The following is a 23,068-nucleotide window of genomic DNA, read 5'->3' on the forward strand; positions in this document are numbered from 1 at the left end:
TTCCGGCGACGCGTACCGTCGCGCACATGGCGATCACCCCGGACCTCGGCCCGGTCCGGAAACGCCTCGGGCAGGGCTTGTTCGCGATGGTTGCCGGACCGGACGGCCCGCAGAACCGCGACCGCATCCACAACACCCCGGGACCGCGCTGGTTCGCGGCCGACCGGCCCATCCGCCAGGTGCACGCCGACGCGTCGATGTTCGTCGGGGGCCTGCGCGCGCTGTTGCTGCAGTCGCTGCACCCGCTGGCGATGGCCGGTGTCGCCCAGCATTCCGACTACCGCGGCGACCCGTGGGGCCGGTTGCAGCGCACCAGCACGTTCCTGGCGGTCACCACGTTCGGTACCGCCGACGACGCCCAGCGGGCCGTCGACCGGGTGCGGGGAATCCACCGGCGGGTGCACGGCACCGCCGCCGACAGCCGGCCGTACCGTGCCGACGACCCGCATCTTCTGGAGTGGGTCCACATTGCCGAGGTGGACAGTTTCCTGCTGGCCCATCAGCTCTACGGCGCCGCCCCGCTCGACCAGAAGGGGCGCGACGGCTACGTCGCCGACACCGCCCGCACCGCCGAAGCACTCGGCGTCCCCAACCCGCCGCGCAACGAGGCCGAACTGGCCGAGCGCATCGCCGCGTTCCGCCCCGAGCTGCACAGCACCGAGGCCGCCCGCGACGCGGCCCGATTCCTACTTCTCACCCCGCCGCTGCCGCTCGTCGCGCGGATGCCCTACGGCGTACTGGCCGCGGCATCGGTGGCGATGCTGCCGGCGTGGGCGCGGCTGCCGCTGCGGCTGCCCTACCTGCCCCCGGTAGAGGCCACCGGGATTCGCTTCGCCGGCCGCGCACTGGTGGGCACGATTCGCTGGGCCCTTGCCGCAAACCAGCCGGAAGTGACTGCAGCCGAACAGCTTTCGAGCTGACGCTCAGGCGTCTTCGAGCAGGTCCGGGGTGACCGCCGACTCGGTGTCGGGGATCCCGTCCTGCTTGGCCTTGCGGTCTGCCATCGATAGCAGTCGTCGAATACGTCCTGCCACAGCATCTTTGGTCATCGGCGGATCGGCCAGTCGGCCGAGTTCCTCTAGCGAGGCCTGCCGGTGTTCGACCCTCAGCCGGCCCGCCGCGGCCAGGTGCTCCGGCACCGTGTCGGCCAGGATTTCCAGTGCCCGCTCGACGCGGGCGGCGGCGGCCACCGCGGCGCGTGCCGAGCGACGAAGGTTGGCATCGTCGAAGTTGGCCAGCCGGTTCGCCGTGGCGCGCACCTCGCGGCGCATCCGGCGCTCCTCCCAGATCAACCGGGTGTCCTGGGCGCCCATCCGGGTCAACAACGCACCGATGGCGTCGCCGTCGCGCACCACGACCCGGTCGGTTCCGCGCACCTCGCGGGCTTTGGCGCTGACACCCAGGCGCCGCGCGGCCCCGACGAGTGCCAGTGCGGCCTCGGGTCCCGGGCAGCTGACTTCCAGCGCCGACGAGCGGCCGGGCTCGGTCAACGATCCGTGCGCCAGAAACGCTCCGCGCCAGGCCGCCTCGGCGTCGCCGACGCTGCCGCCGACCACTTGGGCGGGCAGGCCACGCACCGGACGGCCGCGCATGTCCAGCAGACCGGTCTGCCGGGCCAGCGCCTCACCGTCTTTAGCAACGCGAACCAGATAGCGGGTGCTCTTGCGGATACCGCTGGCCGAAAGAACGTGCACCACCGCGTTATAGCCGTAGAGGTCGTAGATGTCCTTACGCAGGCGCCGGGCGATGATGCCCAGATCCACTTCGGCTTCCACGACCACCCGGCCGGCGACGATGTGCAGTCCGCCGGCGAACCTCAGCAGCGAAGCCACCTCGGCCCGGCGAGCGCTTACGGAGTTGACCACCAGCCGGCTCAGTTCGTCCTTCACCTCGGCAGTCATCGCCACGGGTCGTCACCTCTCGGTACGTTTTCACTCGTTCCCTCCACCCCGTCCCCCTGTCGCGGCACCCCGGCTCGCATGGGGGCAGCGGCAGGAAGCGTCTGTGTCGCGGGAACGGTTCCCCGTGTGCGCACAACTTCGAGCGCTGCGGCCAGCTTCGCCGGGTCATGTAAAGGTGTACCAGGTCTGGACACGTCGGCAAACTGAACTGACGCTTCTATCAAGCTCGCGGTGCGGCGAAGTTGCTCACGTTCGCGGTCCGACGGCACCGAAGCGGCGTCCACGACGATCTCGTGCACCGCGAAGCCCGGGGCGTGCTGGGCCAGCACGTGCAGATGGCGCTCGGCCGAGAAGCCCGCGGTCTCCCCCGGCTCGGCGGCCAGGTTCAGCACCACGGCGCGGCGCGCGGTGGTGGCCTTCAGCGCCGCGGCCAGACCAGGGACCAACACATGCGGGATGACGCTGGTGAACCAGGAGCCCGGTCCGAGCACCACGAGGTCGGCGGCCATGATCGCGTCGACAGCCTGCCGGGTGGCCGGCGGATCACCGGGCAGCAGGCGCACCCGGCGCACCTTGCCCGGCGTGGTGGCCACGGCGACCTGACCCCGAATCACCCGGCTCATCCGGGGATCGCCTTCCAGCCCGGCGACGTCAGCCTCGATCTGCAGCGCGATGGGACACATCGGCAGCACCCGCCCCTTGACCCCGAGTACCCGGCCGAGTTCGTCGAGCGCGGCCACGGGATCGGCGAGCACCTCGTTGAGCCCGGCGAGGATGAGGTTGCCGATCGGATGGCCGGCAAGGGCACCGCTGCCGCCGAACCGGTGCTGGATGATGGTGGCCCATAGTCGGCCGTGCGGACTGTCAGAAGCCAAGGCGGCCAACGCCATTCGCAGATCACCCGGGGGCACCACATCGAGCTCGCTGCGCAGCCGCCCCGACGAACCACCGTCGTCGGCGACGGTGACCACCGCCGTCACGTGCGGGGTGATACGACGCGCCGCCGACAGGGTCGCGTACAGGCCGTGTCCGCCGCCGAGCGCGACGATGCGAGGGCTGACCTCGCCGGTCGTCACACTCATTCGCGTCCCAGATCCCGGTGCAGGACCCGGACCGAGAGTTGCCGGTTGTCGTCGAGCAGGCCCGCCAATGCCTCGGCCATGGCGACGCTGCGATGTTTACCACCCGTGCAGCCGATCGCCACCGTCATGTATCGCTTCCCTTCTCGGCTGTAGCCGTCGACGACGAGCTCCAGCAGCTGATGGTAGGTCTGCAGGAACTCCGAGGCGCCCGCTTGGCTCAACACGTAATCGCGGACCGCCGGATGCTGACCGGTCTGCGGGCGCAACTCGTCGACCCAGTGCGGGTTCGGCAGAAACCGGACGTCCATCACCATGTCGGCGTCCATCGGCAGGCCGTACTTGAAACCGAACGATTCGACGGTGACGCTGGTCTGGGCGATCGTCTCACCCCCGAACGCCCGCTCGATGCTCTCCCGCAACGCCCGCACCGACAGCGTCGAGGTGTCGATCACCAGGTCGGCGGTCGCGCGCACCGGGGCCAGCATGGTCCGCTCGGCGGCGATGCCCTCAGCCAGAGTCTGGTTGCCCTGCAGCGGATGGCTGCGCCGGTTGTTCTCGTACCGGCGCACGAGGATGTCGTCGGAAGCTTCCATGAACAGGACCCGCGGATGGATCCCGCGGGTGGCAAGTTCGTTGCGGACCCAGTCCAGATCGCCGGTGAAGCCACGGGAACGCACGTCCATGACGACAGCGAGCTGGGTGATCCGCGACCCTGCAGCCAGCCCCAGGTCGACCATCCGCGCGATGAGCTCCGGGGGCAGGTTGTCGGCCACATACCAGCCAAGGTCCTCGAGGACCTTGGCGGCAGTTCCCCGCCCGGCGCCGGACAGGCCCGTCACCAGCACTACGTCGATACCCGCATCGGGTTCGGCCACCACCGGGATCCGCCTGTCTTCAGCTGTGTCGTCTTCGGTCATCGCGATGCCTGTTGCGCAGTCCGATCATCGTCGACCGGGTCGGTGGTTGCAGCCGATACCGGCGAATCCACCGACACCCCTAGCGCTTCCAGTACCGCCGCTGCAGTGGTGGCCCCGATACCCGGCACCGCGGTGATCTCGTCGACCGTGGCCTGACGCAACCGGGCCAGCGATCCGAAGTGGGTGACCAGCGCCTTGCGGCGAGCCTCGCCCAAGCCGCGCACCGAGTCCAGCGCCGAGGCCGTCATCCGCTTGGAGCGCTTGCTGCGGTGGTAGGTGATCGCGAAACGGTGCGCCTCGTCGCGGACCCGCTGCAGCAGATACAGACCCTCGCTGTTGCGCGGCATGATCAGCGGGTCTGCTTCGGCCGGCACCCACACCTCCTCGAGCCGCTTGGCCAGCCCGATCACCGCGACGTCGTCGACGCCGAGTTCGTCGAGCACCGCCTGCGCCGCATTGACCTGCGGGGCGCCGCCGTCCACGACATAGAGGTTGGGCGGATAGGCGAACTTGCGGGACTTGCCTTCTGCGGTCATCTGGTCGGGGTCCTGTTGGTCGTGCACGTGGCGCAGGAACCGGCGGCGGGTTACCTCGGCGATGGAGGCGACGTCATCGGAACGCCCCTCCCCCGCAGCTTCCTTGATGGCGAAGTGCCGGTAGTCCGATTTGCGAGGCAGCCCGTCTTCGAACACCACCAGCGATGCCACCACATCAGTGCCCTGCACGTGGCTGATGTCGACACACTCGATACGCAGCGGCGCCGCGGCCAACCCGAGGGATTCCTGAATGTTCTGCAAGGCAGCCGATCTCGCGGTGAAGTCCCCGGCCCGCTTGAGCTTGTGCTGCTGCAGCGCATCCTGGGCATTGCGGTGCACCGTCTCGGCGAGTGCCTTCTTGTCGCCGCGCTGCGGCACCCGCAACGTCACCCGCGACCCGCGCAGCCCGGACAGCCAGTCGGCCAGCTCCCCGGCGTTGGGCGGAAGACACGGCACCAGCACCTCCCGCGGGACCGGGTTGGTGGATTCGTCTGCAGCACTGCCTAATTCGGCCTGATCGCCGTAGAACTGGGCGAGGAACTGCTCGACCAGCTGCGCCTCGGCGGAGTCGCCGGGGTCGCCCGGCTTCTCGACGACCCAGCCGCGCTGCCCGCGGACCCGCCCGCCACGGACGTGGAACACCTGGACCGCCGCTTCCAGATCGTCGTCAGCGAACGCGACAACGTCGGCATCGGTGCCGTCGCCGAACACCACAGCCTGCTTCTCCAGCGCGCGCTTGAGCGCACCGATGTCGTCGCGCAACCGCGCGGCGCGTTCGAAGTCCAGCTCGGCGGCCGCGGCGTTCATCTGATGCTCGAGTTCCCGGGCGAACCGGTCGGTCTTGCCCGACAGGAAGTCGCAGAAGTCGGCGACGATCTTGCGGTGCTCCTCGGCGCTGACCTGCCCGACGCACGGCGCCGAGCACTTGTCGATGTAGCCCAGCAGGCAGGGCCTGCCGATCTGGTTGTGCCGCTTGAACACTCCCGCCGAACAGGTGCGGGCCGGGAACACCCGGGTGAGAAGGTCGAGAGTCTCCCGGATGGCCCAGGCGTGCGAGTAGGGCCCGAAGTAGCGGACGCCCTTGCGGCGCGGGCCGCGGTAGACGAACAGCCGCGGATACTCCTCGTTGAGGGTCACCGCCAGCACCGGATAGGACTTGTCGTCGCGGTAGCGGACGTTGAACCGCGGGTCGAACTCCTTGATCCAGTTGTATTCCAGCTGCAGGGCCTCGACTTCGGTGGTGACCACCGTCCACTCCACCTTGGCCGCGGTGGTCACCATCTGCCGGGTTCGCGGATGCAGGCTGGACAGGTCGGCGAAGTAGGACGTCAGGCGGCTGCGCAGGCTCTTGGCCTTGCCGACGTAGATAACCCGTCCGTGCGGGTCCCGGAATCGGTAGACACCCGGCTCGACGGGAATCGATCCGGGCGCCGGGCGGTACGTCGCGGGATCGGGCACGTTCTCAGGTTAGTACCGTCGAGGGCGTGCCCACGGCGCGCATCACCCGCCTCACCGAGTCGGACTGGGAGCAATTCGCTCAGCTCCGGTTGCGGGCGCTGGCCGACGCGCTGGGCACCTCCGATGAGCAGTACCTGAGCGAGTCGGCGATGTCGGCGCCGCAGTGGCGCCAGCGGTTGCGCGAGCACGCCCAGTTCGTCGCGGTCGTCGCGGAACGGCCGGCGGGCCTGATCGCCGCCCACGTGGCCAGTCCCGGCACCGTGTACCTGTACTCGCTGTGGCTGGACCCGCGGGTGCGTGGCCGCGGCCTGAGCCGCGAGCTCGTCGCGGCCGCGCTGAACTGGGCCCGCCGCTGCGGTGCGCGCGCGGTGACGCTGCGGATGGCGCGCGACAACGTGGTGGCCCGTTCGGTCTACGAGGGCTTCGGATTCGTCGAGATCGGTGACGGTTGCCGCACCGAGGTGGCGATGCGACTCAGGCTGGCGTGACGCCGTTGCGATAGGTCGCCATCAGGGAGCGCATGGCCTCCATCGCCTCGACGGCCCGCTCGCCGTCGACCGCCTGGATGGCCACCACCGGGATGTACTCGTAGGCGGCGAGGTCCACACGCGCCCAGCGGGACCCCTCGGGGAAGCTGACGTCGACCACTTCGTCCCAGGGCACTACACGTTCCAGCAGAAGGTTGCGCACCGCGATTCCGGCAGGGCCGACCCGCACCCGCGGCATCGCCAGCAGCAGGATCGCCGCACCCAGAACCACGCCGAGGGTTGCGACGGCCACCTGGTCGGCGGGCTGGATGAACGCTCCGGTGAACTTGATTTTGTACAGCAGCCCGACGATGATGCCGGCCACCGCGACGACGAACGCCGCGACGACGGCGACGATCCGGATGAGTCGTGGCCGCAGCACGACATCCCACTCGGTCGTGGATCCGGTCATGCTCCGCGCAGATGGCGCAGTGTCAACGCCGTCGACAGCGCGGCGGCCGCCGCCTGGGCGCCCTTGTCCTCGGCCGAATCGGGCAGCCCGGCCCGATCGAGGGCCTGCTCCTCGTTGTCGGTGGTGAGCACGCCGTTGGCCACCGGCGTCGAGGCGTCCAGCGAGACCCTCGTCAGGCCCTGCGTGACCGCGTCACACACATAGTCGAAATGCGGTGTCTGGCCGCGGATCACCACACCGAGGGCGACCACCGCGTCATGGGTGCGCGCGAGTTCCTGTGCTACGACCGGGATCTCGATGGCTCCGAGTACCCGCACCACTGTCGGCTCGGCGATACCGGAGTCGTCGGCGACGCGGCGGGCGCCGTCGAGCAGAGCGTTGCAGATCTTTCCGTGCCAGGTGCTGGCCACGATCGCCAGCGACACCTGGGAGGCGTCCATCTCCGGAAGGTCCGGAATGCCTGCGCCCCCGCTCATTTGGCGGCGCTCACAGGGCTCCGCCCAAGTCGCCGGGCAGTCGCACTGCTTCGTCGTAGTCGTCGAGACCGGTCAGGTCGTGGCCCATCCGGTCGCGCTTGGTCATCAGATAGCGGATGTTCTCGGCGTTGGCGCGCACCGGCAACGGCACCCGCTCGATGATGTTCAGCCCGTAGCCGTCCAGGCCCACCCGTTTGGCCGGGTTGTTGGTGAGCAGCCGCATCGAGCGCACACCGAGGTCGACGAGGATCTGGGCGCCGATGCCGTAGTCGCGGGCGTCGGCGGGCAGGCCGAGTTCGAGGTTGGCGTCGACGGTGTCGGCGCCGGCATCCTGCAGCTGGTAGGCCTGCAGCTTGTGCATCAGCCCGATGCCGCGGCCTTCGTGGCCGCGCATATAGAGCACGATTCCGCGGCCCTCGCGGGCCACCATCGCCAGCGCGGCGTCCAGCTGCGGCCCGCAGTCGCATCGGCGCGAACCGAACACGTCCCCGGTGAGACACTCCGAGTGGACCCGCACCAGCACGTCGTGGCCGTCGTTCTCCGGGCCGGCGATGTCGCCGCGCACCAAGGCGACGTGCTCGACCTCTTCGTAGACGCTGGAGTAGCCCACTGCGCGGAACTCACCGTGGCGGGTGGGGATGCGCGCCTCGGCGATCCGCTCGATGTGCTTCTCGTGCTTGCGACGCCATTCAATGAGGTCGGCGATCGAGATCAGGGCCAGATCGTGCTCGTCGGCGAAGACGCGCAGCTCGTCGGTCTGGGCCATCGCGCCTTCGTCCTTCTGGCTGACGATCTCGCAGATCGCCCCCGCCGGCTGCAGGCCGGCCATCCGGGCCAGGTCCACAGCGGCCTCGGTGTGACCCGGGCGGCGCAACACCCCGCCGTCCTTGGCGCGCAATGGGACGACGTGGCCGGGCTTGGTGAAGTCCTGGGCAACGCTGGAAGGATCAGCAAGCAGCCTCATGGTGGTGGCCCGATCAGAGGCCGAAATACCAGTTCCCACACCGTTTTTCGCATCCACGGTGACGGTGTAGGCGGTGCCGTGCTTGTCCTGGTTGACTGCGTACATCGGCAGCAGACCCAGACGGTCGCAGATGTCGCCGTCCAGAGGCACACACAGGTAGCCCGAGGTGTAACGGACCATGAACGCCACCAGCTCGGGGGTGGCCTTCTCGGCGGCGAAGATCAGATCGCCCTCGTTCTCGCGGTCCTCGTCATCGATGACGACGACGGCCTTGCCCGCCGCGATATCGGCAACCGCCCGTTCGACGGTGTCCAGCCTCGTCATCCTCGCCGCCTGCCCTCTGCCCTGATTCTGCTGCACACAGTATGAACCACGAGTGGACCCGAGTTATTGCCCGTCCTTGTCAACGGTCCGCTTAGTCGACTGCCGGCGGTCTCGGGCCTGAATATGCGCAGGCCAGACGCGCGATGTGACGTACGCGACAGGATGGATCAGACCTGCTTCTGGCCCGGCGTGCTGGTCACCACGCCGTTGGAGGTCCTCCAGTACCCGTCGTAGACGGTGATGGTAAAGCCGGAGAACTTGGTGAGGGCGGCGGTGCCGAGGTTGAGGCTGCCGGTCAGGGAGTCCCCGGTGGAGACGATGTAGCCCGAGCCGGGGTTGGCGTCACTGGGCGGGGCGCTGAGTTTCGTGGTCGAGATCGTCTCGCCATCGGGATCGGTCGCCTTTATGGATGTCCAGCTGTTGCCGACCTTGACGGCGCTCGTAGTCGGGTCCCTGTTTTCGGCGTAGATCGGGATGACCACCATGACGGTGCTGGTGCCGCCGTAGCCGTCGGTGACGGTGAAGTTGAACCAGTCCGTCTTTTGCGCTGCGGTAGCCCCCATCTTGGCCGCGGCGTGGAAGTAGGCCGCGCTCTGGCTGATCGAGTACGACATGGTGCCGTTGGAGTTGACGGTCACGGTGCCGCCGTTGGCGGTGGCGATGGTGCCGCCGCTGGCCAGGGCGAAGGTCGTGCCGGTGCCATCGAACTTGTTGTTGATCAGCAGTGAGTCGGAGTCGGCGTCGCTGGCGACGAACGATAGGCCGGTGATCGTCTGAACTCCGGCCGCGTTGGGGTTGGTCTTGGATCCCGGACCGGACAGCGTGACCGTCCCGGAGCTGCCGTTGACCGTCGCCACAGGCGCACTGTTGCTCACCGTCGGGGCGACGTTGATCGTGGCGATGATCACCGACTTGCCAGTGGCGTCGGTGGCCTTGATGGTGAACGAATCGTTCGGTGTCGTGGTGTGACCAAGGCCGGAAGTACGCGTGTAGGTGTAGGTGCCGTCAGCGTTGACCACCACGGTGCCCTTCGACGGGCCGGTTCCCAGGCTGTAGGTCAGCCCCAGTCCGGTGTCGCCGGCCGGGACGTTCAGCGAACCGCTCGTGGAACCGGGCACGCCGTTGGTGTTGGTCTGCGGCGACGGCGTGCTCAGCCCGCTCAGCGTGACCGTCGCCGTGGTGAGGCCACCATGACCGTCATCAGCCTGCACCTGGAACGAATCCGAGCTGACCCCCACCTTCGGGACATAGGTGAACGAGGTGCCGCTCATCGTGACGATGCCGCCGTTGGTCGTGTAAGCCGAGCCGCCGCTGGTGTTGAGCAGGCGGTAGGTCACGGTGTCGCCGTCACCGTCAGAGGCACCCGAGATGGTGCCGCGCACTACGCCAAGGCCGCTGGTGCTCGAGCTTGCGATACTTCCGCTCAACGTCGGGGCCGCGTTCTGCTTCTCGATCGGGATCGCATAGGTGGCGTTGGTGGTGCCGCCGAACGCGTCGCTGATCGCGACGGTGAACGTGTCACCGGGGTCGCCGACCACAGCGTGGTCGTGCCAGTAGCTGTCCGAGACCCCGAACCACGCATACTTCTGCAACGAGTATGTGAACGACCCGTTGGCGGCCACGGTGATGGTCCCACCGTTGGCGGTGTTGTAGGTGCCTGCAGCCCATGTGACCGAATCACCTTCGGCATCAAGGGCTTTCAGTGTTCCCGACGTGCTCTGCTTGTCGTACGGACCCACAATCCGATCCAGCGACGAACTGGCCACGGTCACACCGTTACCCACCGGTGCGGTGTTGGCCACCGTCGGAGCGACGTTGATCGTGGCGATGACCACAGACTTACCGGTGGCGTCGGTGGCATTGATGGTGAACGAATCGTTCGGGGTCGTGGTGTGGCCCAGCCCGGCAGTACGCGTGTAGGTGTAGGTGCCGTCGGCGTTGACCACCACGGTGCCCTTCGACGGGCCGGTACCCAGGCTGTAGGTCAGCCCCAGACCGGTATCGCCGGCCGGGACGTTCAGCGAACCGTTGGTGACGCCGCCGGCCGCGTTGGTGTTGGTCTGCGGCGACGGCGTGCCCAGCCCGCTCAGCGTGACCGTCGCCGTGGTGACCCCACCATGACCGTCATCAGCCTGCACCTGGAACGAATCCGAGCTGACCCCCACCTTCGGGACATAGGTGAACGACGTGCCACTCATCGTCACGATGCCGCCGTTAGTGCCGTACGCCGAGCCGCCGCTGGTGTTGAGCAGGCGGTAAGTCACGGTGTCGCCGTCACCGTCAGAGGCACTCGAGATACTGCCGCGCACCACACCCAGACCACTCGTGCTCGAACTGGCGACCCCACCGCTCAACGTCGGCGCCTTGTTGAGCGATGCGATCGGGACCGCGTACGTCACCGCGGTGGTACCACCGAAGTCGTCACTGACGTTGACCGTGAACGTATCGGTCGCTCCGACAACGTGGTGCCAGTAGGGATCGTGGGTGTGGATCAGCGCCCCGTCGTCGTATGCGTCCTTTTCCATCGTGTAACTGAACGTGCCGTCAGCATTGACCGTGACAGAACCACCGTTGGTCGTGGTGTACGTACCACTGGCAAAATGCACCGCGTCGTTATTGGGGTCCGTCGCGTGAAGCGTGCCGGTCGTCTGCTGGATGTCGGACCAGTTGAGAACTCCGACACTGGTGTAGACCGGCGCACCGACGGGCGAGTCGGTGGTGAGCCCGGCACCCACCGGCGCACTGTTGGCGATGCCCGGGTTGACGGCGAAGCTCATGCTGACCGTGCGGCCGTTGGCATCGGTGGCGATCACCGTCACCACGTCACCGGGTGTCACCGTATGGCCCAAATTCGGGTCACGGGCGTAGGTGAAGGCGCCGGTGGCCGCGTTCCACGACGTGACGGTGCCCTTCGACGGGGCGGCGCCCAGCGTGTAGGTGAACATTCCGGTATCGAGGACGGGCGTCGGCACCGACCCTGTCACCACGTTCTGCGTCGACGTATTGATGTTGGCTGGGGTGAGCGAGGTGGTGTTGGGCACCGTGACCGTCGTGATTGTGCTGCCGCCGTGGGCGTCGGTCATCTGCACCTGGAAGGACTGCGTGGCGCCGGCCGTCGACGTCGAGACGTAGGTGAAGGTTCCGTCTGATTTGAGGGTGACGATGCCGCCGTTGTTGGCGCCGTTCTTGGTGTAGGCGGAGTTGCCGGTCAGGCCGTTGACCGACGAGCCGACGAGCGAATAGGTCAGCTGGTCACCGTCGGAGTCGCTGCCGCCGACGCTGCCGCGCACCACGCCCAAACCGTCGGCGGCGCCCGTGGTCGGGGACGCCGTGGGGTTGGCGTTCGTCCCGCCGACGATCTGAATCTTCTGGGTGACCAGGTAATTCTGGCCGTCAGCGCCCTTCACGGTTACCTGCACCGTGTCGTATCTGTCGTCCGGGTTGTCCGAGGTGGCCGCGTGGAAGTACGCGGAACTGGGAAGGGTCTGGGTGTAGGAGAAGCCACCGCCAGCGCTGTTGATCGTGACCAGGGCACCCCAGGCGGATGTGTAGGTGTTCCCGGCGGCCGGCGAATAGCTCGCCGCATTGCCGTTCTGATCGACCGCGTGGAAGCTTCCGTACGCGTACTCGGAACCCGCAACCTTGCTCGGGTAGCCGGAGTTGTAGGTCGTGCTCGTGGTGAAACTCGTGCCCGGCAACGGCGTATTGGCGACGGTGAGGATCTTGATCTTGAAGGTGAGTGTGTAGGGGGCGCCGTCCGCGGACGTCACCGGAATGTTGACGGTGTCGTACTGGCCGGCCGCGCCAGCCGCAAAGAACGCCGGTCCCGGAAGCGTATTCGTGTACGAGTACCCACCGTCGGCGTTGTTGATCGTGACCTGAGCACCCCAGGCCGAGGTATAGGTCCCACCCTGAGACACCCCGAAGAAGTTGACCGGCCGACCGGCCTGATCGACCACATGGAACGTGCCGTACGCGTACTCGGAAGCCGTCTCGGGCGTCAAACCAGCTGTCTGGAGGCCATTCTCGTAGGTCGTGCTGGTCGTGTACGTCTGCAGCGCGGCCATCTCCTGGAAGCGCTTGTAGATCCCGACCAGCGCGACGTAGGTGACGATCGTGAACGGGTTCACCTGATCGGCGGTCCACGTGGGCAGCGTGATGTTCCACGCGCGTTCCGGGTGACTGAAAGCGCCGCCGTCGCCGAAGCCGACGGACAGCGCGATCGCGGTCATGTCCACACTGTCAGCGCCGGTGGTCGCTTTGACGACGTCCTTCTCGATCTGGACCGGGTCGTAGACGCCGTTGAGCATGTCTTGGAGCACCGTGGCCGTGCCGACCACCGCCGCACCCATGATCTTGTACGCCGTGATGATGCCGAAGGTGCCCGCCCCGGAGTCGATCGTGAATGGCGGCACAATCCGGTTTAGGAAATCGCCCCAGGCATTAAGGGTGTTCGTGAACGTGTAATTAGGGATCGCGGACTGGAAGAACATGCCGAAGATGCCCAGCAGGTCATTGACCCACCTCGCCGGACTCCCTGCGATCGCGTTGTCGATCAGGTTCTGTAACTGAGCGGTGGCCTGGTCGAGTGTCTGGTCCACTTGGTTGTTCGTGATGTCGACGAACTTTCCCGGCGTACCGGGCCAGCCTGCGAGCCGATTGACCGCCCACGTCAGAACACCTTGGAAGTACCACTCGGCCGTCCCGACCGCCGGTGTCGCGGCGGCAGCTGGCGCCGCGGCGGCAGCCGCCGTGACACTGGCAGTGGCAGTGGCAGTGGCAGCGGCGGTGGTGGTGGCCTGTGGTGTGGCGAGATGATAAAGCCCAGCAGCGATCGGCTGGCCGACCACCGGGATCATCCCGATGAGATCCCTTGTGACATCGCCGATTTCGTCGACAACGTCGACTCCGTCACGGTTGAGCACCGCGGTGCCCAACTCTGCGAGGTCGCCGAGAAGACTGATGGCATTGATCACGGGCGCCAGAACGATGTTCACCAGGTTTGTCGGCTGGAGGCTGAACTGCATTGCCTCGTGCTGAGATTCGACCGACGTGTTGCCGTTGTACGCGGCAGTCAGCGTCGCGACCGCATCCGAGGGAGAGATCGGGGTGACAGCGGCAGCCTCGGGGGCCCCGGTCGCCGTAGCGGGCGCCGGCGGACCGGTTGTGGTGGTCGCCGACGGGCTGTGCACACCTTTGGGTGAACGCGTGTTGCGTATCGCCAGCGCGAGCGACTCCTCCAACCCCTGCCCCACCCAGTTCAACATGTCGGCGATGCTGGTGAAAACCACTGGCGTGGAGGCTGTTTGCGCCGCAACAGCGTTGGACACGGCGGCAGCCACCGCCGGGACAGCTGTGACCGCGACGGTGGTGCTGGGCTCGGCGGCCGTCACCGCCGCCGACGGTGCTGGGGTGTTGACCGTCGTGCCGCTATCGGATTTGACGGCGGGTTCGGTCGCCGGAGTTGCCTGGGCCGATGGTGTCGAGGAGGGGGAATCGGCGTCGGATGTCTTGTTGGGCTTGATCTTTATCTGCGGCTGGGCGCGTTTGTTCGAACTGCCCGCGGCGGGCTGATCGCTGGCCGTGGAGCCGCTGGTGTCAGGGCCGGAATCGGCCTTCGAACCGCCGACCGTGTCCTTGTGCGGGGTGTCCTTGTCGTTCGTGTCGCCGGCCTGGCCGGACACCTTCGTCGTGGGCGGCCGCTTGGGGCCGGCCTTGTTGGCGGTACTCCCCGAGGCCGAACCCTGCTGGGCTGTCGACGCGGTGTCCGAGGCATCCTTGGCGGGGCCGCTGTTCGACGAGTCATCCGGGGCCGCTGCCGCGATGCCCTGGCCGCTCGCGATCGCCGCACCCAGCCCGATACCGACGGTCCCAACCCGCAACCAGTGTGCGCAGTTGGACGATTCGATGACGGTGGGCTTGCGGTGGCGGCCCTTGGTCCGACGCGGGTTGCGTGGGCTGGCGGCAGCCACGGCAGCTCCTTCGCGTCGGGGTGACTGCTGTCACCCCGCCCGACCGGGGAGACGCATGCCACGCATCGCCCTGCAACTTAACATTGCCTCGACCGTTTGGCTAAGACAAATCTCAGGTTCAATTTCGGAAAAACCCTTGAACTGCAGTTTTATAGGCGAAACGCCCAAAACGGGGCTCGCCGTGAATTTGCGTGGTTGTGCTCAGGGTCGGCTTCACAGCAAAGGATGGGTCAGCGCAGGCGATCGCCGAGCAACCGCTCAACATACTTTGCAATGACATCTACTTCAAGATTCACCGGAGCACCCACCGGCGCTCTGCCCAGCGTGGTGAGCGCCAGCGTGGTCGGGATCAGCGACACCTCGAACCAGTCGTCGCCGAGACCCGAGACGGTCAACGAGATTCCGTCGACGGTGATGGAGCCCTTCTCCACGACGTAGCGCGACAGTTCCGGCGGCAGCGCGACGCGGACCACCTCCCAGTGCTCCGACGGCGTCCGGGAGACGACGTGGCCGGTGCCGTCGACGTGACCCTGGACGATGTGGCCGCCGAGCCTGCTGTCGACGGCCGCAGCCCGCTCCAGGTTGACGGCGCTGCCCACGTCGACCGCAGCCAGGCTGGAGCGCCGCAGGGTCTCGGCCATCACATCAGCGCTGAACTGACCGTCGGGCAGCACGTCGACAACGGTCAGGCACACACCGTTGACGGCGATCGAGTCGCCGTGGCGCGCATCAGCAGTGACGACGGGCCCGCGGATCACGAACCGGGCGGAATCGCCCAGCTCGTCCTTGCCGACAATCTCGCCCAGCTCCTCGACGATTCCGGTGAACACGGGCCTCAATCTAGTCCCCGCCGGCGACCAACCGCTTCTCACCGAAGTAGATCGCCACCGGATTACCGTTGAAATTGCCCACCGGCTGGTACCCCGCCGCCTCGTACATGCGCTGAGCGTGCGGTTGCCGCGCACCGGTGTCCAGCCTCGCGAGCTGGTAGCCGAGCCCGCGCGCGGCATCCTCGAGCGCCTGCAACAGCACCTTGGCGAGCCCTTTGCCACGCTCGTCGGGCACGACGTACATGCGCTTGATCTCGCAAGCGCCGTCGGGCAGCCGCTTGATCCCGCCCCCGCAGACCGGCCGGCCGTCGCGGTAGCCCACCAGATAGGTACCGCCGGGCGGGCCGAGCTCGGCCGCGCCCGCCTTCGGCATGTTCTCGCCCTCGATGTCGAGTCCGTCGTACAGATCACGCATCTCGGCCACCATCGCCGCCACCAACGCCGCACCCTCACCCGTGCCAGCCGGGGCATGATGAAATTGCAGGTCACTGCCCATACTCACACTCATACCGACCTGGTCACGACTGGGCAACCCCGGCATCGCCGATGAGGTCGAGTCCGGCCGACCCACTACGATGCAGCTATGCCGACGCGCCGCCGAATGTTCGCCGTCCTTGCCGCCCTGCTCTCGACAGCCACGCTGGTCGTCGCGGGCTGCTCCTCCAAGCCTGCCGAGAACCTGCCCGATGCGCAGGGGTTGCTACAGCAGTCCATCACCACCACCAAAGCGCTCAAGAGCGCGCACCTGGAGATCACCGTCAACGGCAAGATCGACGGGCTGCCGGTCAAGAAGCTCACCGGCGACCTCACCAACGTGCCCAGTGTGGCCGTCTCGGGTAACTCCACCATCTCGATGGGTGGCTCTGACGTCGACATCCAGCTGGTCGTGCTCGAGGGCACGCTGTACGCGGCGCTGACCCCGAACAACTGGCTCGACATGGGGCCTGCCGCCGACGTCTACGACCCCTCGGTGATCCTGAACCCGGACAGCGGCCTGGCCAACATGCTGGCCAGCGTCACCGACGCCAAGTCTCAAGCCAGTGACACCATCAACGGTGTGGACACGGTCAAGATCTCGGGCAAGGTCACCGGCGATGCCGTCAACAAGCTCATCCCCCAAGTCAAGGCGACCGGTGCCGTGCCCGCGACGGTATGGATCCAGAAGAGCGACCCGCACCAGCTCGTGCAGGCCAAGGTGGACCCGAGCGACGGCAACAGCATCCAGCTGACGCTCTCGGACTGGGACAAGCCGGTCACCGTCACCAAGCCCGCGGTCTGATCGCCACCGCATTTCAATGACTGACGCCCACACCACCGCAGCGGACCGGACGGACAACACCGGCCGGAGCCGACGGATCGCGATCGGGGCGGGCAGCCTGGCCGTTCTGCTCGGCGCCCTCGACACCTATGTCGTGGTCACGATCATGACCGACATCATGCAGACCGTCGGCATTCCGGTGAACAAGATCCAGCAGGTCACGCCGATCATCACGGTCTACCTGCTGGGCTACATCGCCGCGATGCCACTGCTGGGCCGGCTGTCGGACCGGTTCGGCCGCAAGCTCATCCTGCAGCTCAGCCTGGCCACCTTCGCGGTCGGATCGGTGGTGACAGCTCTGTCGGGCGACCTGACGATGCTGGTCGTCGGGCGGCTCATCCAGGGTGTGGCCAGCGGCGCGCTGCTTCCCGTCACGCTGGCGCTGGCCGCCGACCTGTGGGCAGCCCGCAGCCGGGCCGCCGTCCTCGGCGGTATCGGCGCGGCCCAGGAACTGGGCAGCGTGCTCGGCCCGCTCTACGGCATCGCCGTGGTCACGGTCCTGTCGAAGTGGCAGGACGTGTTCTGGATCAACGTGCCGCTGACCGTGATCGCCATGGTGCTGATCCACTTCAGCCTGCCCTCGCACGACCGCAGCTCGAATCCGGAGCGCGTCGACGTCGTCGGCGGTGTGCTCCTGGCCATCGCACTGGGACTGGCCGTGATCGGGCTCTACAACCCGTCGCCGGACGGCAAGCAGATTCTGCCGAGTTACGGGCTGCCGCTCGTGCTCGGCGCGGTGGTGGCGGCGATCGCGTTCGCGGTGTGGGAGCGCTTCGCCAAGACCCGGCTGATCGAGCCCGCCGGGGTTCGGTTCATCCCGTTCCTGGCGTCGCTGGGCACGTCCTTGTGCGCGGGCGCGGCCCTGATGGTGACGTTGGTCAACGTCGAGTTGTTCGGTCAGGGCGTGCTGGGCAAGGACCCGAAGGAAACCGTATTCCTGTTGGTGCACTTCCTGTTTGCGCTGCCCATCGGCGCCCTGCTGGGTGGCTGGATCGCCACCAGGATCGGTGACCGGATCGTGGCGGCGGTCGGGATGCTGATCGCCGCGGGCGGCTACTGGCTGATCTCCAAATGGGATGTCGACGTGATGACCGCCTACCACCACCTGGGCCCGGTATCGCTGCCGGTGCTCGGCACCGACCTCGCCGTCGCCGGTCTCGGACTGGGGCTGGTGATCGGTCCACTGACGTCGGCGGCGCTGCGGGTGGTTCCCGCCGCACAGCACGGCATCGCGTCGTCTCTGGTGGTTGTCGCCCGGATGACCGGCATGCTGATCGGCGTTGCCGCGCTGAGCGCCTGGGGCCTGTACCGGTTCAACCAGATCATGGCGACCATGCCGAAACCTACCGGCACCAACGTCCTGGAGATCGCCGCTCAGCTCGCCCAGAACGGCCGTAAGGCATTCGCGATGCAGTACGGGTCGATCTTCTCCATCACCGTGATCGTCTGCCTGGTCGGGGCCGCGCTGGCCGTCTTCATCGGCGGCAAGACGGCACACGCCGACGCCGACGAGGACGAGGAGCTAGCCGCCCTGCGGTAGCGGAACATCGCGGGCCAACAGGTCAGCCCAGGTGTCCCGGCGTACCACCAAGCGGGCCTTGCCGCCGGCGATGAAGACCACCGGAATCCGGCGCGCACCGTTGTACTGGTTGGCCATCGTGTAGCAGTACGCCCCAGTGACCGGTACCGCCAGCAGGTCGCCGACAGCCGGATTATCAAGGGGCACAACGTCGATCAGTTGATCGCCCGACTCGCAGTGCCTGCCGACCACCGTGACGGGCCGGCCGCCACCGACCCGGTCGACCACCGTCGCCTCGAACCGCTGGCCGTACAGCGACACCTCGAGGTTGTCGCCCATCCCGCCGTCCACGGCGACGTGGGTACGCTCGCCGTGCTTGACGGTGGTGACGCGGTAGACGGTGCACGCCGCGGCGGCGGTCATCGAGCGGCCCGGCTCGACGATGATCCGGGCGCCGGCCGGCACCAGGCCGCGGGCCCGCTCGACCATCATCGCGGCGTACTCGCGCACCGAGGGCGGCTGGTCGTCGTAGGTGTAGCGCACCCCGAGGCCCCCGCCGAAGTCGTAGACGTCGAAACTACCCAATTCGGCGACCGGTTCCACCGCGGCAGCCAGCTGGGTGGCGTCGAGCAGTTGCGAGCCGACGTGGGTGTGCACGCCGTCGCAGCGCAGCACTCTACTGCGACGGATCGTCTCGATCGCGGCGCGGGCGTCGACGGGCAGCAAGCCGAACTTCGAGCCGGCGTGCCCGGTGGCCATGGCCGCGTGGGTACTGCCCTGCACACCGGGAATGACGCGCACCAGGCAGCCCTGACGCCGGCCGGCCGGCACGATGCGTTCCAGCCTGTCGATGTCGTCGAAGTTGTCGACCACCACCAACCCGACACCGTTGGCGACCGCGAGTTCGAGTTCCTCGTCGGTTTTCGCGTTACCGTGCAACAGCATTCGGGCCGGATCGGCACCGGCGGACAGCGCGGTGACGATCTCTCCCCCGCCCGCCACATCGAGGTGCAGGCCCTCCTCGCTCATCACCCGCTGGATCGCGGTGCACGGGAACGCCTTCGACGCGAACGCGACGTCAGAGCGCGGCCACAGGCCCCGGAACGCGGCCAGATACTCCCGGGCCTTGGCCCGCAGCGCGTCCTCGTCGACGACCATGACCGGGGTGCCGAACTCGGCGGCGAGCTCGTCGAGGCGGCAGCCGCCGACCGTGATAGTCCCGTCGTCGTCGAGAGCGCTGCCGGGTGGGAACAGGCCCAGCACCTCCGGAATGCTCATCTATCGCTCCTGGGTCGGTGTCACAGCATTGCAGCAGCGGCGTGGTCGGCGATCACTGTGACATCCCGATGACTCTGCAGCACCGATGCGGGCACCGCGGCGTCGACCGGCCCGAGCAGCGCGGCCACCAACGGCTGCGCCTTCGCCCGGCCCGAGGCGAGCAGGAGGATGCCGCGCGCCCGGCAGATGGTCGCCAGCCCCTGCGTGATGGCGTGGCGGGGAACCTCCTCGACCCGACCACCGAAGAAGCGCGCATTGTCCGAGCGGGTCTGCTCGGAGAGCGCCACGACGCGGGTGGTGGACGCCAGCGGCGATCCCGGCTCGTTGAAGCCCAGGTGGCCGTTGGCGCCGATACCGGCGATCTGCACGTCGACGCCGCCGACCGCGGCGATCCGGGCGTCGAATTCGGCTGCGGCGGTTGCGGGATCCGGTGAATCACCTTGCGGTACAACCACATTCTCGGCAGCGATGCCGAGTGGCTCGGCGATCCGTTCACGCACGTAGGCCGCGTAGCTGTGCGGGTCGGCCGATCCAAGGCCGACGTACTCGTCGAGGGCGACGACGACGGCCGACGACAGGTCGATCTCACCTGCCCTGCTGCGGCGGGCGAGTTCGTCGTAGAGCCGCATCGGCGTGCCGCCGGTCGCCACTCCCAACCGCGGCGCAATCGGTGGCAGCCGCCCGAGCAGTTCGTCGGCGGCGGCAGCGGCGAACGCGTCCTCGTCGACGATGTTGACGATCATCGCCTGGCCTCGTCGTGACGGGCCAGCGCCTCGGTCCACCAGGCGTGCCGTTGCGGGCGAGGTGTGACCACCGTCGTCGTGGCGGTGCGATAGATCGGCCGGCCCAGCGCAGCGGCCGCGAACAGCGCCGCACCGAGTGCCGAATGGTCCCCGGTCAGGGGGTCCGCCCGCACTTCGCGGCCGGTCGCATCGGCGAGGTCCTGCCACATCAGCGGGCTGACCGCGCTGCCACCGCCGAGCAGGATCGGGCCGTGGCGCCCGGTGGTAGCGGCCAGAATGTCGATACAGCGCCGTAATTCGACGACGATCCCGGTGAGCAGCCCGCGCGCGATATGGCCGACGCCCATCCCGAGCCGAAGCCCGGTGAGGGTTCCGGTCAGGCTCGGGTCCCACAGTGCGCCCTGCTCGCCGGGGGCCAGGTAGGGCAGAAACAGCGGAGCCTGCTCGAGCGGAATCGACCCCGCCGCGTCGAGTAGCGCGGCGGGACCGCTCAGCCCGAACAGCCGGGCAACCGCGTCGAACGCCGAACCTATCGCCAGCAGATCCATCTCCAGACCCCAGCCGTCCCCCGCCAGGGGCGTCACGAGGTAGCGCAGCTGCTGATCCCGGGTCGGTTCGTCCGAGATTCCCAGCACGATCGCAGAAGTACCCGCGATCACCCCGACATCCCCGTGGTCGACCGCACCCACCCCCAGTGCGCCGAGCACCGAGTCGGCCGCACCGAGCACCACCGGCAGATCCCCGAGTCCCCATCGGTCCCGCCACCGGGCTGACAGCGGCTCGGCCGAGTCCGCCCGCGCGACATCGGGTAAGGCGGTGATACCTGCCGCCGCGGCGAGGCCGGTGTCCCACTGTCCGCGTTCGATGTCGAACACGGCGCTGCCCGCCGCGGTGCTCGGATCGGTGAGCAGCCGGCCGGTGAGTTGTTCGAACAACACATCTTTGGCGCCGGCGACCGTCACACCGGCACGGCCCAGGGCACGCAGCCGCGCGTGCATCGGGCCCAGGTAGCGCCCGTCGACCCGCTGGCCGGTGATGCGGTATAGGGCCTCGTCGCCGAACCGCTGCAGCAGGACGTCCGCCTGATCCTCGGCGCGGGCGTCCTCCCAGGTGATCGCCGGACCGGCGGGCCAGCCGTCACCGTCGAGCTCGACGAGCGTCGGCAGCATCGCACTCAGGCCGACTCCCCGCCATCGATGTGGCGCAACCTCGCGGGCGACCTGGTCCCCGGCGGCCGCCAGGGCCTGCCACCAGTCCCGTGGATCCTGTTCGGCCGCACCGGTTTCCGGCCGTGCAGTCGGGTATCCACAACGCGCCCTGGCGGCGACCACACCGTCCTCGCCGACCGCGACGACCTTGATCGCCGACGTGCCGAGGTCGACGCCCAGAACAACCGGGACGTCGCTCACGACCGGGAGGCGGCTGCGCGGGTCTTGGCCACCACGCTCAGCGCGTCGGCCGCCGCCTCCAGCGTCTCGTCGATGTCCTTGTCGTCGTGCACGAGCGAGACGAACAGGTTCTCGAACTGCAGCGGATGGAACAGCACGCCGCGAATCACCATCTCTTCATACCAGCGGGTGAACAGGGGCTCGTCAGCCCGGGCCACCGCATCGCGCCAGTTGTGGATCGGCCCGTCGGCGAACCACAGCTGGAACACCGTGCCCAGCCCTTCGCAGTACGCGTCCAGACCGCGCTCGGCCGCCAGATCGTTGAGGCCCGCGGCAAGCCGGTACCCGAGGGCCCGCTGCCGCTCGTAGAGGCCCGGCTCGGCCAACACGTCCATGGTGGCCGACACCGCCGCGCACTGCACGACGTTGGCGTTGTAGGTGCCCGAATGGGAGTAGGTGCCGTCGGCGATCATGTGCATCGCCTCGACCGATCCGCCGACTGCGGCCACCGGGAATCCCCCGCCGAGCCCCTTGGCCAGCGTGGTGAGATCCGGCGTGACGCCGAACCACTCCTGGGCGCCGCCGCGGGCGAACCGGAATCCGGTGATCACCTCGTCGAAGATCAACAACGCACCGTGCTTGCGGGTCTCGGAACGCAGCAGTTCCAGGTATCCGGGTTCGGGCAGGATGCAGCCGGTGTTGAACACCGCCGGCTCGGTGAGCACCGCGGCGATCTCGTCGCCGCGGCTGTCCATCAGCGCGACGAAGCTGTCCGGGTCGTTCCATGTCAGCACGACCAGGGTGTCCTCGAGTTCGGCGGGCACGCCCGGCCCCATTGCGACGGGACGCGGATGGTCGGCGGGCCCGGCCAGGACCGGGTCGACGTGATTCGACCAGTACACCGTGTCCTGCCAGCCGTGGTAGTGGCCCTCGAACCGGACAACGATGCGGCGCCCGGTGGTGGCGCGGGCCAACCGAACCGCGGTGCCCACCGCCTCCGAGCCGGAGTTGGTGAATCGCACCTGTTCGATCCCGGGCACCGTAGCGACCACCTTCTCGGCGGCCTCGATCTCCAGCTCGTAGGGCAGCCCGAAGCAGGTGCCCAGATCGTGCACCGCCCGGCTGACGGCCTCGGTGACCACCGGGTGGCGGTGCCCCAGGATCATCGGGCCCAGCCCCAGCAGATAGTCGATATAGGTGTTGCCGTCGACATCGGTCAGGCGTGACCCGGTGCCCTCGGACATGAAGATCGGATAGGGCTTCCAGCCGTTGCGCGGAAGCCGGGCCGTCGACCCCGCCCCGCCGGGGACAGTGCGACGGGCCCGCTCATAGAGCGCTTTGGTGACGGGCGTCCGGGCCGCGTAGGCGTCGGTGAATTGCATCAGAGATTCTCTTTCACTTTCAGAAGATTGTGGGAAGGTCA

Annotated in this window: 18 protein-coding genes; 4 read left to right on the forward strand and 14 right to left on the reverse strand. The window is 68.0% G+C overall.

Annotation, left to right across the window (positions count from 1 at the left end; genetic code table 11):
- The first annotated feature begins 26 nt into the window (after positions 1-26).
- Positions 27-920 carry an oxygenase MpaB family protein gene (locus HBE64_RS12900; protein ID WP_167102546.1) on the forward strand — a complete coding sequence of 298 codons (894 nt, stop codon included), beginning with the start codon at positions 27-29 and terminating at the stop codon, positions 918-920.
- A 3-nt stretch (positions 921-923) separates the two neighbouring features.
- Here the strand turns inward: HBE64_RS12900 and whiA are convergent, their stop codons facing one another.
- From whiA to uvrC, 4 genes are read right to left on the reverse strand one after another with little or no spacing between them, the layout of a single operon-like run.
- On the reverse strand, positions 924-1,901 hold the full coding sequence (gene whiA / locus HBE64_RS12905; protein ID WP_167109141.1) for a DNA-binding protein WhiA: 978 nt from the start codon (positions 1,899-1,901) through the stop codon (positions 924-926).
- Entirely contained in the window at positions 1,898-2,983 is a 1,086-nt protein-coding gene (gene yvcK, locus HBE64_RS12910) for a uridine diphosphate-N-acetylglucosamine-binding protein YvcK (RefSeq protein ID WP_167102549.1), read from the reverse strand. The genes whiA and yvcK overlap by 4 nt, the downstream gene beginning before the upstream one ends.
- On the reverse strand, positions 2,980-3,900 hold the full coding sequence (rapZ, locus tag HBE64_RS12915; RefSeq protein ID WP_167102551.1) for an RNase adapter RapZ: 921 nt from the start codon (positions 3,898-3,900) through the stop codon (positions 2,980-2,982). Before rapZ ends, yvcK begins: the two co-directional genes overlap by 4 nt.
- Positions 3,897-5,894 carry an excinuclease ABC subunit UvrC gene (uvrC, locus tag HBE64_RS12920; protein ID WP_167102554.1) on the reverse strand — a complete coding sequence of 666 codons (1,998 nt, stop codon included), beginning with the start codon at positions 5,892-5,894 and terminating at the stop codon, positions 3,897-3,899. Before uvrC ends, rapZ begins: the two co-directional genes overlap by 4 nt.
- Before the next feature lie 26 nt (positions 5,895-5,920).
- On the opposite strand from uvrC, the gene HBE64_RS12925 reads away from it, so the two are divergent.
- A complete protein-coding gene (locus HBE64_RS12925) occupies positions 5,921-6,382 on the forward strand; it encodes a GNAT family N-acetyltransferase (RefSeq protein ID WP_243841309.1) in 462 nt (153 codons plus the stop codon).
- Here HBE64_RS12925 and HBE64_RS12930 read toward each other — a convergent pair.
- From HBE64_RS12930 to HBE64_RS12955, 6 genes are all read right to left on the reverse strand, one after another.
- On the reverse strand, positions 6,369-6,833 hold the full coding sequence (locus HBE64_RS12930) for a PH domain-containing protein (protein ID WP_167102557.1): 465 nt from the start codon (positions 6,831-6,833) through the stop codon (positions 6,369-6,371). The two genes, HBE64_RS12925 and HBE64_RS12930, sit on opposite strands and share 14 nt — an antisense overlap.
- Positions 6,830-7,309, reverse strand: coding sequence for a 6,7-dimethyl-8-ribityllumazine synthase (gene ribH, locus HBE64_RS12935; protein WP_167102560.1), 480 nt, complete (start codon positions 7,307-7,309; stop codon positions 6,830-6,832). The genes HBE64_RS12930 and ribH overlap by 4 nt, the downstream gene beginning before the upstream one ends.
- 10 nt (positions 7,310-7,319) lie before the next feature.
- Positions 7,320-8,597: a bifunctional 3,4-dihydroxy-2-butanone-4-phosphate synthase/GTP cyclohydrolase II gene (locus HBE64_RS12940; protein WP_167102563.1), complete on the reverse strand. Its 1,278-nt coding sequence runs from the start codon at positions 8,595-8,597 to the stop codon at positions 7,320-7,322.
- A 167-nt stretch (positions 8,598-8,764) separates the two neighbouring features.
- Positions 8,765-14,569, reverse strand: coding sequence for an Ig-like domain-containing protein (locus HBE64_RS12945; RefSeq protein WP_167102566.1), 5,805 nt, complete (start codon positions 14,567-14,569; stop codon positions 8,765-8,767).
- 230 nt (positions 14,570-14,799) lie between these two features.
- Positions 14,800-15,399 (reverse strand): riboflavin synthase, encoded by a 600-nt coding sequence (locus HBE64_RS12950; RefSeq protein WP_167102569.1) that lies wholly within the window; start codon positions 15,397-15,399, stop codon positions 14,800-14,802.
- Positions 15,400-15,409: 10 nt separating this feature from the next.
- The gene (locus tag HBE64_RS12955; protein ID WP_167102572.1) at positions 15,410-15,895 is read right to left on the reverse strand and encodes a GNAT family N-acetyltransferase; all 486 of its coding nucleotides are present in this window, start codon (positions 15,893-15,895) and stop codon (positions 15,410-15,412) included.
- 87 nt (positions 15,896-15,982) lie between these two features.
- Here HBE64_RS12955 and HBE64_RS12960 point away from each other — a divergent pair, with 87 nt between their 5' ends.
- Both HBE64_RS12960 and HBE64_RS12965 read left to right on the forward strand, forming a co-directional pair.
- On the forward strand, positions 15,983-16,678 hold the full coding sequence (locus HBE64_RS12960; protein ID WP_167102575.1) for an LppX_LprAFG lipoprotein: 696 nt from the start codon (positions 15,983-15,985) through the stop codon (positions 16,676-16,678).
- A 16-nt stretch (positions 16,679-16,694) separates the two neighbouring features.
- Positions 16,695-18,257, forward strand: coding sequence for an MFS transporter (locus tag HBE64_RS12965; protein WP_167102578.1), 1,563 nt, complete (start codon positions 16,695-16,697; stop codon positions 18,255-18,257).
- On the opposite strand, the gene lysA is transcribed toward HBE64_RS12965, so the two are convergent.
- Genes lysA through HBE64_RS12985 form a run of 4 tightly spaced genes read right to left on the reverse strand, consistent with a single transcriptional unit; the run spans position 18,240 to position 23,027 of the window.
- Positions 18,240-19,514, reverse strand: a complete 1,275-nt coding sequence (lysA, locus tag HBE64_RS12970) for a diaminopimelate decarboxylase (protein ID WP_167102581.1) — start codon at positions 19,512-19,514, stop codon at positions 18,240-18,242. The genes HBE64_RS12965 and lysA overlap by 18 nt on opposite strands.
- 20 nt (positions 19,515-19,534) lie before the next feature.
- Positions 19,535-20,257, reverse strand: a complete 723-nt coding sequence (locus HBE64_RS12975) for a glucosamine-6-phosphate deaminase (RefSeq protein WP_167102584.1) — start codon at positions 20,255-20,257, stop codon at positions 19,535-19,537.
- A complete protein-coding gene (locus tag HBE64_RS12980; RefSeq protein ID WP_167102586.1) occupies positions 20,254-21,666 on the reverse strand; it encodes an FGGY-family carbohydrate kinase in 1,413 nt (470 codons plus the stop codon). The genes HBE64_RS12975 and HBE64_RS12980 overlap by 4 nt, the downstream gene beginning before the upstream one ends.
- Positions 21,663-23,027 (reverse strand): aspartate aminotransferase family protein, encoded by a 1,365-nt coding sequence (locus HBE64_RS12985; RefSeq protein ID WP_167102589.1) that lies wholly within the window; start codon positions 23,025-23,027, stop codon positions 21,663-21,665. Before HBE64_RS12985 ends, HBE64_RS12980 begins: the two co-directional genes overlap by 4 nt.
- Positions 23,028-23,068: the final 41 nt, after the last annotated feature.

The organism is Mycobacterium sp. DL592, assembly GCF_011694515.1.
Lineage (GTDB): Bacteria > Actinomycetota > Actinomycetes > Mycobacteriales > Mycobacteriaceae > Mycobacterium.